The 13358-nt window shown below is 71.0% G+C and carries 12 protein-coding genes; 7 read left to right on the forward strand and 5 right to left on the reverse strand.

The features are described from left to right. The 3 genes from GV126_RS16145 to GV126_RS16155 all read right to left on the reverse strand — a co-directional run. Nucleotides 1-1242, reverse strand: a 1242-nt coding sequence (locus GV126_RS16145) for an energy-coupling factor transporter transmembrane component T family protein (protein ID WP_159667117.1), incomplete at its 3' end; no start/stop codon positions are given. Beyond that, a complete protein-coding gene (locus tag GV126_RS16150) occupies nucleotides 1232-2083 on the reverse strand; it encodes a DUF8175 domain-containg protein (RefSeq protein WP_185947310.1) in 852 nt (283 codons plus the stop codon). The genes GV126_RS16150 and GV126_RS16145, both read right to left, overlap by 11 nt. A 247-nt stretch (nucleotides 2084-2330) precedes the next feature. Beyond that, nucleotides 2331-2639 carry a DUF8827 family protein gene (locus tag GV126_RS16155; RefSeq protein ID WP_014673544.1) on the reverse strand — a complete coding sequence of 103 codons (309 nt, stop codon included), beginning with the start codon at nucleotides 2637-2639 and terminating at the stop codon, nucleotides 2331-2333. A 422-nt stretch (nucleotides 2640-3061) separates the two neighbouring features. Here GV126_RS16155 and GV126_RS16160 point away from each other — a divergent pair, with 422 nt between their 5' ends. From GV126_RS16160 to GV126_RS16170, 3 genes are all read left to right on the forward strand, one after another. Then, entirely contained in the window at nucleotides 3062-3871 is an 810-nt protein-coding gene (locus GV126_RS16160) for a trypsin-like serine peptidase (protein WP_159667120.1), read from the forward strand. Between the two features lie 191 nt (nucleotides 3872-4062). Continuing rightward, entirely contained in the window at nucleotides 4063-5055 is a 993-nt protein-coding gene (locus tag GV126_RS16165) for a C40 family peptidase (RefSeq protein ID WP_159667123.1), read from the forward strand. Between the two features lie 248 nt (nucleotides 5056-5303). After that, nucleotides 5304-6011 carry a phosphatase PAP2 family protein gene (locus GV126_RS16170; protein WP_159667126.1) on the forward strand — a complete coding sequence of 236 codons (708 nt, stop codon included), beginning with the start codon at nucleotides 5304-5306 and terminating at the stop codon, nucleotides 6009-6011. 164 nt (nucleotides 6012-6175) lie between these two features. Here the strand turns inward: GV126_RS16170 and GV126_RS16175 are convergent, their stop codons facing one another. Next, nucleotides 6176-7759, reverse strand: a complete 1584-nt coding sequence (locus GV126_RS16175) for an FAD-binding oxidoreductase (RefSeq protein ID WP_159667130.1) — start codon at nucleotides 7757-7759, stop codon at nucleotides 6176-6178. A 324-nt stretch (nucleotides 7760-8083) separates the two neighbouring features. Between GV126_RS16175 and pstS the strand changes: the two genes are divergently transcribed. From pstS to pstB, 4 genes are all read left to right on the forward strand, one after another. After that, complete coding sequence (gene pstS / locus GV126_RS16180; RefSeq protein WP_236570018.1) at nucleotides 8084-9217, forward strand: phosphate ABC transporter substrate-binding protein PstS; 1134 nt, start codon at nucleotides 8084-8086, stop codon at nucleotides 9215-9217. 110 nt (nucleotides 9218-9327) lie between these two features. After that, nucleotides 9328-10335, forward strand: coding sequence for a phosphate ABC transporter permease subunit PstC (gene pstC / locus GV126_RS16185; protein ID WP_159667133.1), 1008 nt, complete (start codon nucleotides 9328-9330; stop codon nucleotides 10333-10335). Beyond that, on the forward strand, nucleotides 10332-11396 hold the full coding sequence (pstA, locus tag GV126_RS16190) for a phosphate ABC transporter permease PstA (protein WP_159667136.1): 1065 nt from the start codon (nucleotides 10332-10334) through the stop codon (nucleotides 11394-11396). The genes pstC and pstA overlap by 4 nt, the downstream gene beginning before the upstream one ends. 46 nt (nucleotides 11397-11442) lie before the next feature. Continuing rightward, nucleotides 11443-12219: a phosphate ABC transporter ATP-binding protein PstB gene (gene pstB / locus GV126_RS16195; RefSeq protein ID WP_159667139.1), complete on the forward strand. Its 777-nt coding sequence runs from the start codon at nucleotides 11443-11445 to the stop codon at nucleotides 12217-12219. A gap of 136 nt (nucleotides 12220-12355) precedes the next feature. On the opposite strand, the gene GV126_RS16200 is transcribed toward pstB, so the two are convergent. Next, nucleotides 12356-13354 (reverse strand): inorganic phosphate transporter, encoded by a 999-nt coding sequence (locus GV126_RS16200; RefSeq protein ID WP_159667142.1) that lies wholly within the window; start codon nucleotides 13352-13354, stop codon nucleotides 12356-12358. Nucleotides 13355-13358 lie beyond the last annotated feature (4 nt).

The raw sequence follows: 13358 nt of genomic DNA on the forward strand, positions 1-13358 counted from the left end.
GGCCGGGACGGACCCGCCGCCGTCGGGGACGCGCGAGCTGTGCGCGGCCACGCCGCCGGAGGCGGGGTTGGCCGGGCGGGGGGCGGACGACTGGGTGCCGCCGCCGGTGCCGTTGCTGTCGGCCCGGGTGCTGTGGGTCTTGATGCCCTGGGCGACGAGGGTCGCCGGGGAGCTGATGACGGCGGCGGCCTTGTTCTCGGCGCCGCGCATGATGCGGTTGTTGCGGCCGGCGGCGATCTCGTCGCCGAAGCCGGGCACGAAGCGGTAGATCATCGCCGAGGCGAAGATGGCGAGCAGGATGATGGCGAGGCCGGAGACGACGGCCCCGAGCGCGTTCGGCCCGTCGTCCGTGGTCAGCGCGCTGGCCAGGCCGAGCACGATGACGATCACGGGCTTCACCATGATCACGGCGATCATGACGCCGGCCCAGCGGCGGACGTGTCCCCAGAGGTTCTTGTCTACGAGGCCGGAGTAGACGACGACGCCGAGCAGGGCGCCCACGTACAGCAGGATGGCCCTCAGGAACAGCTCCAGGTACAGCACGCCCGCGGCGAGGATGGAGACGAGGGACACCAGGATCAGCATGATGGGGCCGCCGCCGATGTCCGTGCCCTTGTCCAGCGCGCCGGCGAACGTGCCGAAGAAGGTGCCGGTCTGGTCGCCGGTGGCTTTGGCGAGGACGTCGCTGATGCTGTCCGTGGCGGAGACGACGGTGTAGAGGATCAGCGGGGTGAAGGCGGAGGCGAGCACCGTCAGCCAGAGGAAGCCGACGGCTTCGGAGATCGCGGTGGTCAGCGGTACGCCGCGCACGGCCCGCTTGGCGACGGCCAGCAGCCACAGGAGCAGGGTGAGGAAGGCCGAGGCCGCGAAGACGACGGCGTACTGCTTCACGAACTGGCCGTTGGTGAAGTCGACGGTGGTGGTCTCCTGGGTGGCCTCGCTGAGCTTCTTGATGGTCCAGGAGGCGGCGTCGGCGCAGCCCTTGGCGAGGGAGGAGAGGGGGTCGAGGGAGGTGGTGGGGTCGGTGGTGACGCCGTTCTGGCCGGAGGGTGCGTTGCCCTTCTCGCAGTAGTCCTTGGCGGGGCCGCGGATCAGGTCGCACGCGTCCTTGCTCGCCGACGGCGAGGGCGTCGCGCTCGGGGTGGGCGGCGCGGCGAAGGCGCGGGTGGCCAGCAGCACCATGCCGGTCTGTACGGCGGTGACGGCGGCCGCCACCTTGAGGACGTGGTGGTTAGCGCGCATACGTGAACCCTCCGTACTCCTCGACGGCCTTCGTCATGTCGTCGGCGGTGGAGGCCCTCTGGTCGCGTCCCACCGGCACGGGACCGTCCTTCTGCTGGAAGTCGACGACCTTCCAGTCGTTGTCGACCCAGGTCAGCTGGTAGGTGGTGGTGTACCAGCTTTCGGACACCGGGTTGGTCGACGCCTCTCCGGACAGGCCGAACAGCGACGTGTACCAGACCGCGACGCTCGCGCTGTTCCCGGACAGCGAGACGGTCTTCGTGCCCACGGGAACGACCCGGGAGATGAAGGTCTGGCCGGCCGGTGCCGTGCCGTCCTTGTCGAGGCCGATGTTTTTGAGGAACGTCTCGTTCGAGTACGCGTTGTCCAGGTCGGCCTGCCGGCGCGCGGCGACGTCCGGGGCGTAGACGGTGTTCACGATCCGGTGTCGTTGCGCGGCGTCGAACATCTCGGCGGAGCCGAGGGCGACCGAGTAGTTCGCGGCAGCGCTCTGCGCCCCCTGTTCGTCGTGGGCGAAGCCCGAGGGGATGTCGCCGGTCTTCGTGGTGACGGGCCGCTTGCCGGTCGGGGCGGTGGCCGCCGCTTCGGGTGCGTGGTCGCTGCCCCGGCCGTCGGTGGTGGAGTCGCCGCCGCCGCGGTTGGCGAAGGCGATCGCGGCGATGAGGAGGACGACCACGGCGACCACCGTGATCATGCTGCGGGAGGAGGAGCGCCCGGCGCGCCGTGCTCCGCCGTAGGGGTCGCCGGCTCTTTCGGGCAGCCGGGTGCGGGTCTGGCCGCCGTACGCCTCGTCGTCGGCGCGCGACAGGTCACCGTGTCCGTGCTCGTCTCCGAGGCTCATGCCCGGTACGCCCCCTCGACCTCGACCTCGTGGCGGAACGCCTGGAAGTACGACGGTAGCCGTGCTGGTTCCCGCGCGGGCGCGGTGTGGTGACTCGACATCAGGGAAACGCAACCTCGGCCGGTGGGCACGGTGGACAGGTGGGGGCAGCGGAGGCACCGGGCGCGCCCGGAGGGGCCGGTGGACGGCGCGGGTGGGGCACCGTGCGCGGCGTGCGCGGGTCTGCGCCGGGCAGGGAAGCGGTGCTCTACACCGCCATGCCGTACACGATGGTGAACAGGGTGCCGAGCGAGCCGATGATGAACACCCCGGTCAGCCCGGCGATGATGAGGCCCTTGCCCTGTTCGGCGCTGAAGGTGTCGCGCAGGGCGGTCGCCCCGATGCGCTGCTTCGCGGCGCCCCAGACGGCGATGCCGAGGCAGAGCAGGATGGCTACGGCCATCACCACCTCGATCATCACCTTCGCCTCGTTGCCCAGGCTGCCGAAGGGGCCCCAGTCCGGAGCGATACCGCCGATGATGGTGTTGATGTCTCCCTTGTCGGCCGCAAAGAGCATGTAAGTCACCGCCCCTGGTGGGTAGTTCCGCGTCCCCTGCGGACGTGCAGAGGTCAGGCCTCATTGTCGCCGACAACGGGGCCTGGGTATGTCGACTTGGCGCCATTGAGTGGCGGGTTTTGTACGTATGGTCACTCTGTGTATCACGGCAGGTCACGCCGGGCAATGAGGTCGGAGCGGAACCCGGGGTGTGGTTCCGTCGTTGACACTTTTCACGGTCCGGCATGGGTGGTGACGGCCAGTCGGGTGAGTGGACGCGTCGATGGTCTCACGCCCGGCGCCGCCTGCCGCCCTGCCGAGCGGGGCGAGTCCGGGGCGAGCGGGGTGCGGGGGACGAGCTGTGCGGTGAACGGGGGGTTCACAGGAAAATCTCAGGGAAGTCGGGGTTCGTTTCTCACCTTCGTGGGCCACAGTGAGGGCTGATGAACCGCACCTCGGGTATCCACAGTCCCGCACGTCACGTACGCCGGCGCGCCCGCACGCGGCCCTACGCGCTGTTCGTCGGCCTGGTGCTGATCGCCGCGACGTCGGCTTCCGTCGCGTCGGCCTCCGACGCCCCCGGGCCGCTCGGGGTGACCGCGGTCGTCGCGGACACCGCGCACAGCGCGCGCGTCGGTGCGCTCTTCGACGCCGACCGGGCCGACGACCTGACCGGCAACCACTTCTGCACCGCCTCGGTGGTGCACAGCCCGCAGCGCGACCTCGTCCTGACCGCCGCGCACTGCCTGGGCGACGACGGCACCGATCTGGTGTTCGCGCCCGGCTACCGGGACGGCACGGCGCCGTACGGCCTGTGGAAGGTCGAGCGGCGCTTCCTGCCGGAGGGGTGGAGCCGGGACCAGGACGAGGACAGCGATCTGGCGTTCGCCGTGGTCACCCCCGACAAGGGCGCGCAGGGCAAGGCCGTCGAGGACGTGGTCGGCGGCAACCGCTTCGTCACCGGGGCGGCCACCGGGGCGACCGCGGTGACCGTCACCGGCTACCCCGACTCCCGTGAGACGCCGATCAGCTGTACGAACAGGCCGAAGCGGCACAGCGCCACCCAGCAGCGCATCGACTGCCCGGAGTTCACCGGCGGCACCAGCGGCAGCCCCTGGATCAACGGGGAGCACCAGGTCGTCGGCGTCCTCGGCGGGCACGAGCAGGGCGGGTCGACGCCGGACACCTCCTACAGCGTCGTCTTCGGCGCGGTGGCGGCCGAGTTGTACAAGGAGGCCGCCGCCGATCCGTGAAAGGCCGTCACCTTCGGCCTGTGGCCGGTGGGGCGGCCGCGGTAGGGGAAGGAGGCCGCGGTGGGGGAGGGGCGGCCGCGGTGGCGGGCGGCCGGATCGTGCCGTGTCCCGGCGCGATCGGCCCTGGAACTCTGCGGGCGCGCACCTAAACTGACCCGAGCGGACTGCCGGGCGGCGAAGGGTGGTTGACGGTGCGTAGGGCGTGGATCGTCGCGATCGCTGCTGTGGGCTGCGTGCTGTCCTTCGTGCTGCTGCTCGTCGTCGGCGTGTACCTGGTGGGCGGCAACGTCGCGGGCGGCGGGTCCGTCGGGCTGGCCAAGGGGGCGGTGCCGGCCGCCTACAAGACGCTGGTGCAGAAGTGGGGCAACCTGTGCCCGGCGCTCAACCCGGCGCTGCTGGCCGCCCAGCTGTACCAGGAGAGCGGCTTCAACCCCCGCGCCAGGTCCGCGGCGGCGGCGGAGGGGATAGCGCAGTTCATCCCCGGCACCTGGGCCACGCACGGCGTGGACGGCGACGGCGACGGCAAGCGGGACGTGTGGGACCCGGACGACGCGATCCCGTCGGCCGCCTCGTACGACTGCGAGCTGGCGCGGTACGTCAAGGACGTGCCTGGCGACCTGTCGCAGAACATGCTGGCGGCCTACAACGCGGGGGCGTACGCCGTCATCCAGTACCGGGGCGTGCCGCCGTACGCGGAGACCCGCAACTACGTGAAGACGATCAAGACGCTGGAGAAGAGCTTCGCCGCCCCCGTCACCCGGCTCGATCCCTCCAAGCAGGCCGCCGGTGCGATCGCCTACGCGCAGAGCAAGCTGGGCACGCCGTATCTGTGGGGCGGGAACGGCACCGCCGACCAGGGTGGACGGTTCGACTGCTCGGGGCTGACCAAGGCGGCATACGAGAGCGTGGGGATCACGCTGCCGCGCGTGGCCAACGACCAGTACAACGCGGGGCCGCATCCCAAGCGGGAGGAGCTGCTGCCGGGCGATCTGGTGTTCTTCTCCGACGACCTGACGAACTCGCGGGCCATCCGGCACGTGGGCATCTACGTCGGCGGCGGGTACATGATCGACGCGCCGAGGACGGGGGCCGTGATCCGGTTCGACCCGATCGACACGCCGGACTACTTCGGGGCCACCCGGGTCACCGAAGATGGCGCAAAAGCGCTCCCCACGGCGGTGTGAGCGGAGTGTGAAACTCCCCCCTGAGCTGCGACGACGCGTATCTCTTCGATAACGTCTGCGTGATCATTCGGTGGAGCGTGGAACGCGGGGAACCGGGTCGTGCGTTCCTGTTGACGTAGCCAAGCGGACGTCGGACTCGGCGCGTGTCGCACGCGCGTGCAGCGGAAGCGGATCTACGACCACGGGGGTGTCAGGGGCGGCGCACACAGGGTGCGCCCGGAACCGAACGACGAAGGGGCCGCAGCACGATGGCTGGACTCGCCGAATCCGGGTCGAACCCCGACGTCGACCTGCTCTACGACATCAACGGCCTGGCCAAGGACGCGCCGCACTGGTTCGACCGGGTCATGGAGTACGTCGGTGAGTACGGACTGCTGCTCGCCCTGGTGCTGCTGGTCGTGTGGTGCTGGTGGTCGGTGCGCCGGCGCGGCGGGCAGGACGCCGCCGCGTCCGTGGCCGCGCTGGTGTGGGCGCCGCTGGCGGCCGGCATCGCGGTCCTGGTGAACGTGCCGATCCGGGGGTTCGTGGCCCGGCCCCGGCCCTTCACCGACCACCAGGGGCTGGACGTCCTGGTCCAGGGCAAGAACGACTACTCCTTCGTCAGCGACCACGCGACGCTCACCATGGCCCTGGGCGTGGCGCTGTTCGTGGCCAACCGGCGGTTCGGGCTGGTCGGGATCGGGCTGGCGCTGCTGGAGGGGTTCTGCCGGGTCTACATGGGCGTGCACTACCCGACGGACGTGGTCGGCGGGTTCGCGCTGGGCACGGCGGTGGCGCTGCTGCTGTCGCCGGTGGCCATGGCGCTGCTGACGCCGCTGCTGACGATGGTGGAACGCTCCCGGTGGGGCGGCTGGTTCGTACGGGCCCGCCGGGCGGAGACCGGGCAGGGCGCGGTGCTGTCGGGGGCACGGGACGAGGAGCAGGCCTGTGCGGAGGAACGCGACCTGGCGGCCTGAGGGCCGGGGAGCGCCTCTGGTGGCCGGACAGCGGGGAGCTGGCCTGGCAGCCTGAGGGCGGGGGACCGGGCCGCGTCTCCTGAGGACGGGGGACCCGGCCGCGTGGCCCGAGGGCGGGGGCCGCCTGTCGTGCGCGGTGCCGGGTACGGCCCCTGCGGGAGGCCCTACAGCCCCTGCGGGTAGGTGAAGAAGCGGTCCGGGTCGTAGGTCTGCTTCACCTGGGCCAGGCGCGGCGCCGCCTCCCCGTAGTACGCCGTGCGCCAGTCGGACAGGGTGGGGTCGGTGTAGTTCTGGTAGGCCGCACCGGAGGCGTACGGGCGCATGGCGGTGTGGGCCGCCGTCAGCCAGGACTGGGCCGCGGCGCCGGAGGTGCCGGGGGTCCAGGAGGCTGTGTACTGGGCGAGCATGCGCGAGCGGCGGTGGACGAACGCCGTCGCCGTGGGCGCGACGCGGTTGACGGCACCGCCGAGCGCGGTCAGCGCGATGCTGCCCGCGCCGCCGCGCACCGTGCGCAGCTGGGCCAGCAGGGCCTGGACGCCGGCGGCGGTGAGCGAGCGGTCGAAGAAGTCGGAGCGGGCCGCGTAGGTCTCGCGGCCGAGCCGGCCCTCGGGGGAGCGGCCCGGGGTGGAGCCGGGCAGGTGGCACTGGGGCTCGGTCGGGAAGGACGAGCAGCCCGCGTACGCCTCCATCGCCCCTTCGTAGGAGTGCCGTTTCAACGACACGCCGGACGCGGAGGCGCCGATCCGCGCGGCCAGACGGTCCACCGCGTTCTGCAGTTCGCCGTAGGTGCCGAGGGAGAAGGCGGCCACGGAGACGGCGGGGGTGGCGCCGGGGGTGCCCGACAGGTGCAGGGAGGACCAGATCTCGTCCGGCTGGCCCGGGCCCCACTCCTGCCAGGCCGTCACCACCGCCGCCGCCCGCGACCACGGCCAGGTCAGGTAGGCCGACACGGCCTGGGGCGCGGGGTGGGTGCGGAAGCGCAGTTCGGTGACGACGCCGAAGTTGCCGTTGCCGGCGCCGCGCAGTGCCCAGAACAGGTCCGCGTTCTCCTGGGAGTTCGCGGTCAGTTGCCGGCCGTCGGCGGTGACGATCGTGGCCTGGGTGAGGCTGTCGCAGGTCAGCCCGTAGGCGCGGGAGACGACGCCGTGGCCGCCGCCGAGGACCAGGCCGGAGACGCCGACGGTGGGGCAGGAGCCGGCGGGTATCGTCACGCCCTTCGCGGCGAGCGCGCGGTAGACGTCGATGAGCTTGGCACCGGCGCCCACGACCGCCGAGGTGCCGCTCGCCCTGACCTGGTTCAGTTTCGAGACGTCCACGACGAGGCGGTCGTCGCCGGAGGACCAGCCGGCGTAGGAGTGGCCGCCGCCTCGGACGGCGACGCGCAGCCGGTGGGCGTGGGCGTAGGACAGGACCGTGCGGATGTCGTCGGCGTGGGCGACGTAGGCGATCGCCGTCGGCTTCAGGCTGTCGAAGCGGGTGTTGTACAGCTGGTGGGCGGTGCTCCAGCCGGTGTCACCGGGGCGCAGCAGGGTGCCGTCCAGGGAGCGGGCGAGGGCCGACCAGGAGGCGGCGACGCCGGTGCGGGCGCCCGGAAGCCGGGTGCGGGCCGTGGCCGGGGGCCGGATGGGTCCCGTGGCCGAGGAGCCGGCCGGGTGGCCGGCCGCCCCCGCCGTCGCGCCGCTGCACGCGGCCGTCACGACCGCCGCCGCCAGGACCGTACCGCTCGCGATGAACGCACGCCGTTCCATGCCGTCCCCTCCCCGCCCGTGCCGTCGTGGAGCGAGACGAGCGTGCGGGCCGGGTGGTTGCGCGCCTACCGCACGGCGGCGGGAGTGCCGCGGTGTTCCGCGCGCACCGGAACCTTCGCGTGCCCTCCCCGTGAGCATTCCGTGATCTCACCGCACCGACGGCAGGGGTTCACCCCTCGTTCACTTCCGGCCATCGGCGGCTTCACCTGTTCTGCCTAATTTCGGCCGTACCCGGTGCTGATGCGCGCATCTCGGCGCATCGGCGTCCCTCACTCTTCGCACGCCGCCGATCAGGACGGCGGCTCCTGGAAGGAACTCTTTCAAGTGAAGCTTCAGCGCATGAACCGGCGGGCCCTCGCTCTCGGCGCTCTCGCCGTCTCCGGCGCCCTGGCCCTCACGGCGTGCGGCTCCGACAACAACAGCGGCAAGGAGGGCGGCTCCGGCAGCTCCTCCGCCGCGGCTGCCCCGGGCTCGGTCAAGTGCGACAGCGCCAAGGGCCAGCTGCAGGCGTCCGGTTCGTCGGCGCAGAAGAACGCCATCGACGCCTGGGTCAAGAACTACGGCCAGGCCTGCAAGGACGTGCAGATCAACTACAACCCGACCGGTTCGGGCGCGGGCATCACCGCGTTCCTCCAGGGCCAGACCGCCTTCGCCGGTTCCGACTCGCCGCTGAAGCCGGAGGAGATCGAGCAGTCCAAGAAGGTCTGCTCCGGCGGCCAGGCCATCGACCTGCCCATGGTCGGCGGCCCGATCGCGATCGGCTTCAACGTGCCGGGCGTGGACAGCCTCACCCTCGACCCGTCGACCATCGCCAAGATCTTCAACGGCAAGATCACCAACTGGAACGACGAGGCCATCAAGAAGCTCAACCCGAGCGCCAAGCTGCCCGACCTGAAGATCCAGGCCTTCCACCGCTCCGACGAGTCCGGCACCACGGACAACTTCACCAAGTACCTGATCGCCACCGCCAAGAGCGACTGGCCGTACTCGGGCGGCAAGGCCTGGCAGGCCAAGGGCGGCCAGTCCGCGCAGGGCTCCTCGGGCCTGGCCCAGCAGGTCAAGCAGACCTCCGGCGCGATCTCCTACTTCGAGCTGTCGTACGCCTCCGACGGCGTCAAGACCGTCGACCTGAAGACCGACGCCGCCACCCCGGCCAAGGCCACCGTCGAGAACGCCACCAAGGCCATCGCCTCCGCGCAGGTCACCGGCACCGGCAAGGACCTGGCGCTGAAGCTGAACTACGCGCCCAAGGAGGACGGCGCCTACCCGCTGACCCTGGTCACCTACGAGATCGCCTGTGACAAGGGCAACAAGGCCGCCACCCTGCCGGCCGTGAAGTCCTTCCTGTCCTACATCGCCTCCGAGGACGGCCAGAAGCAGCTGACCGGCGCCTCCTACGCGCCGATCCCCGACGAGATCATCGCCAAGGTCCGCACCACCATCGAGGGCCTGAGCTGAGCTGAGCGTGCGGCCGGGTCCCGCTGTACGCACGGGACCCGGCCGCACCGTCCGGTGCACCGCCGCCAGGAGCCGCGAGACGACGCAGGCTCCGCAGACCGGAGAACCCGATGGAGATATCCACACAGCACACAGACCCCGCTCCGCCGCTCGCGGCGCCGAGCACGGCCGTCGGCAAGCGCGCCGCGAGGGGCGCGACCCGCCCCGGCGACCGCATCTTCCTCGGCCTGTCCCGCGGGTCGGGCATCCTGCTCCTGGTGATCATGGCCGCGATCGCGGTCTTCCTCACCTACCGGGCCGCCCTCGCCATCAGCAAGGACGACGGCAACTTCCTGACCACCTTCGAGTGGAACACCGGCCTGCTGCCGGCGAAGTTCGGCATCGCCGTGCTCGCCTTCGGCACGGTCGTCTCCTCGATCGTCGCCATGGCCCTGGCGGTCCCGGTCGCCGTGGGCATCGCGCTGTTCCTCACCCACTACGCGCCGCGCCGGCTGGCCGGCCCCATCGCCTACGTGATCGATCTGCTGGCCGCCGTGCCCTCGATCGTCTACGGCCTGTGGGGCGCCCTGGTGCTCGTACCGCACCTGAGCGGCCTGTACGGCTGGCTCGACGCCTACCTCGGCTGGACCGGGATCCTGTCCTGGCAGGGCGGCGCGCCGCGCTCGCTGCTCACCGTGGGCATCCTGCTGGCGATCATGATCCTGCCGATCATCACCAACGTCAGCCGCGAGGTCTTCCGGCAGGTGCCGCGCATGCACGAGGAGGCCGCCCTCGCCCTCGGCGCCACGCGCTGGGAGGTGATCCGCATGGCGGTGCTGCCCTTCGGCCGCTCCGGTGTGATCTCCGCCTCCATGCTCGGCCTGGGCCGTGCGCTGGGCGAGACGATGGCCGTGGCCACCGTGCTCTCCCCGACCTTCGACATCCAGGCCAGCCTGCTCGACCCGGGCGGCGGCACCTTCGCCCAGAACATCGCGAGCAAGTTCAACGAGGCCACCGAGTTCGGCCAGGACGCGCTGATCGCCTCCGGTCTCGTGCTGTTCGTGATCACCCTGCTCGTCAACGGCGCGGCCCGCATGATCATCAACCGCCGCAAGGAGTACTCGGGGGCCAACGCATGAGCACGCCAGCCGTCACCGACCGCACCACCGGCTCGCTGCGCGGCGGCAGCCTGCCCCGGTGGTTCCCGCTCGCCGTCATCGCCGCCTCGATCGTCGTCGCCGTGGCCATCGGCCTGGGCACGGGCCTGCACAGCAAGGTGCAGTGGGGGCTGATCGCCGCGATCCTCGCCGTCCTGGGCACCTACGTCGTCGCCGCCCGCGTGGAGGGCCGCCGGCAGGCCAGGGACCGCATCGCCACCAGCCTGGTCTGGGTCTGCTTCCTGCTCGCCGTCATCCCGCTGGCCTCCCTGATCTGGGCCACGGTCAAGCGCGGCGTGAAGGTCCTGGACGGCTACTTCCTCAGCCACTCCATGGCCGGCGTCGCCGACACCGAGCCCGGCGGCGGCATCTACCACGCCCTGCTCGGCACGCTGGAGCAGGTGGGCCTGGCCACCGTGGTCGCCGTGCCGATCGGTGTGCTGACCGCGATCTACCTGGTGGAGTACGGGCGGGGGGCGCTCGCCCGGGCCGTCACCTTCTTCGTCGACGTCATGACCGGCATCCCCTCGATCGTCGCCGGCCTGTTCGTCCTCAGCTTCTGGATCCTGATCCTCAAGATGGGCTACTCCGGCTTCGCCGGCTCGCTCGCCCTGGCGATCCTGATGATGCCCGTGGTGGTCCGCTCCACCGAGGAGATGCTCAAGCTCGTGCCGAACGAGCTGCGCGAGGCCTCCCTCGCCCTCGGCATCCCGAAGTGGCGCACCATCCTGAAGGTGGTCCTGCCGACCTCGCTCGGCGGCATCGCCACCGGCGTGATGCTCTCCATCGCGCGCATCACCGGTGAGACCGCTCCCGTCCTGCTGCTGGTGTGGGGGACGAACTTCATCAACTCCAACCCCTTCAGCGACCCGCAGGCCTCGCTGCCGCTGTTCATCTACCAGCAGTACGCCAACAGCTCCGGCTCCGGTGCGGCCTACGACCGGGCCTGGGCGGCGGCCCTCACCCTCATCGCCTTCGTGATGATCCTCAACCTGGTGGCGCGCGGCATCGCCCGCTGGAAGGCGCCCAAGACCGGTCGCTGACGCGGCCCGAGAAGCGACTGAGACGACCGGAAGTGAAGAAGTAATCATGGCCAAGCGAATCGATGTGAGCGGGCTCACCGCCTACTACGGTGCCCACAAGGCGATCGAGGACATCTCGATGACCATCGAGCCGCGTTCGGTGACGGCGTTCATCGGGCCGTCCGGCTGCGGCAAGTCCACGTTCCTGCGCACGCTCAACCGGATGCACGAGGTCACCCCGGGCGGCCGGGTCGAGGGCAAGGTGCTGCTGGACGCCGAGGACCTGTACGGCGCCGGGGTGGACCCCGTGTCGGTGCGGCGCGAGGTGGGGATGGTCTTCCAGCGGCCGAACCCCTTCCCCACCATGTCGATCTTCGACAACGTGGCCGCCGGGCTGCGGCTGAACGGCGTCACGAAGAAGAGCGAGCTGAACGACGTCGTCGAGAAGTCGCTCAAGGGCGCCAACCTCTGGAACGAGGTCAAGGACCGCCTGAACAAGCCGGGCGCCGGGCTCTCCGGCGGTCAGCAGCAGCGGCTGTGCATCGCCCGCGCGATCGCGGTCGAGCCGAAGGTGCTGCTCATGGACGAGCCGTGCTCCGCCCTGGACCCGATCTCGACGCTCGCCATCGAGGACCTGATCGGCGAGCTGAAGGAACGGTTCACGATCGTCATCGTGACGCACAACATGCAGCAGGCGGCGCGCGTGTCGGACCGTACGGCGTTCTTCAACCTCGCCGGGGTGGGCCAGCCGGGCCGGCTGATCGAGATCGACGACACCGAGCGGATCTTCTCCAACCCCTCGGTGCAGGCGACGGAGGACTACATCTCCGGCCGCTTCGGCTGACCGGCGAGCGGCCCCGGACGTTCTCGGACCCCTCGCGGTGCTGCATGGCGGTGCCACCGTGAGGACGCAGAAGGGCCCGCCCCCGTGATCCGGGGGCGGGCCCGCGCGTCGTGCGCCCGCCCGTGCGGGCGGCCTCCTACAGGAACACCAGGTTGATCACCCAGAAGACGACCGCGGAGACGATCGCGGCGGCCGGCATGGTGATGAACCAGCCCAGCACGATGTTCTTCGCCACGCCCCAGCGGACCGCGTTGACCCGCTTGGTCGCGCCCACGCCCATGATCGCCGAGGTGATCACGTGGGTGGTGGAGATCGGCGCCTTGAACAGGAACGCCGTGCCGAACATGATCGACGCGCCGGTGGCCTCCGCCGCGAACCCCTGCGGCGGGTCCAGCTCGATGATCTTGCGGCCCAGGGTGCGCATGATGCGCCAGCCGCCCGCGTAGGTGCCCAGCGACAGCATCAGGGCGGAGACCAGCTTCACCCACACCGGGATCGGGTCGCCGTAGGTCTCGACGCCGCCGATGACCAGGGCCATCACCACCACACCCATGGTCTTCTGGGCGTCCTGCAGGCCGTGCCCGAGCGCCATGCCGGCCGCCGAGACGGTCTGCGCGATGCGGAAGCCGCGCTTGGCCTTGTGCGGGTTGGTCCGGCGGAAGATCCACATGATGGCCGTCATGACCAGGTAGCCGACGATCAGGCCGACGACCGGCGAGAGGAACATCGGGGTGACGACCTTGTCGACCACGCCCGACCAGTGCACGGCCGTGCCGCCGGCGAGGGCCGCCCCGACCAGGCCGCCGAACAGGGCGTGCGAGGAGGACGAGGGCAGGCCGAAGTACCAGGTGATCAGGTTCCAGACGATCGCGCCGAGCAGCGCCGAGAAGAGGATCCCCATGCCCTGGCCGCCGGCGGGGGTCTCGATCAAGCCCTCGCTGACGGTCTTGGCGACGCCGCTGCCGAGGAAGGCGCCGGCGAGGTTCATCACCGCGGCCATGCCCAGCGCGGCCCGCGGGGTCAGCGCGCGGGTCGAGACGGAGGTGGCGATGGCGTTGGCGGAGTCGTGGAATCCGTTGGTGTAGGCGAAGCCCAGGGCGACCAGAACGGTCAGGATCAGAGCGAAGGTGTCCATGGAC

The organism is Streptomyces mexicanus, assembly GCF_902506575.1.
GTDB classification, from domain to species: domain Bacteria; phylum Actinomycetota; class Actinomycetes; order Streptomycetales; family Streptomycetaceae; genus Streptomyces; species Streptomyces mexicanus.

Bases quoted from the DNA above. Each gene is read 5' to 3' on its own strand.
- pstA (WP_159667136.1), top strand. From the start codon at position 10,332: ATGAGCACGCCAGCCGTCACCGACCGCACCACCGGCTCGCTGCGCGGC.
- GV126_RS16160 (WP_159667120.1), top strand. From the start codon at position 3,062: ATGAACCGCACCTCGGGTATCCACAGTCCCGCACGTCACGTACGCCGG.
- GV126_RS16155 (WP_014673544.1), bottom strand. From the start codon at position 2,639: ATGCTCTTTGCGGCCGACAAGGGAGACATCAACACCATCATCGGCGGT.
- pstB (WP_159667139.1), top strand. From the start codon at position 11,443: ATGGCCAAGCGAATCGATGTGAGCGGGCTCACCGCCTACTACGGTGCC.
- pstC (WP_159667133.1), top strand. From the start codon at position 9,328: ATGGAGATATCCACACAGCACACAGACCCCGCTCCGCCGCTCGCGGCG.
- GV126_RS16170 (WP_159667126.1), top strand. From the start codon at position 5,304: ATGGCTGGACTCGCCGAATCCGGGTCGAACCCCGACGTCGACCTGCTC.
- GV126_RS16200 (WP_159667142.1), bottom strand. From the start codon at position 13,354: ATGGACACCTTCGCTCTGATCCTGACCGTTCTGGTCGCCCTGGGCTTC.
- GV126_RS16150 (WP_185947310.1), bottom strand. From the start codon at position 2,083: ATGAGCCTCGGAGACGAGCACGGACACGGTGACCTGTCGCGCGCCGAC.
- GV126_RS16175 (WP_159667130.1), bottom strand. From the start codon at position 7,759: ATGGAACGGCGTGCGTTCATCGCGAGCGGTACGGTCCTGGCGGCGGCG.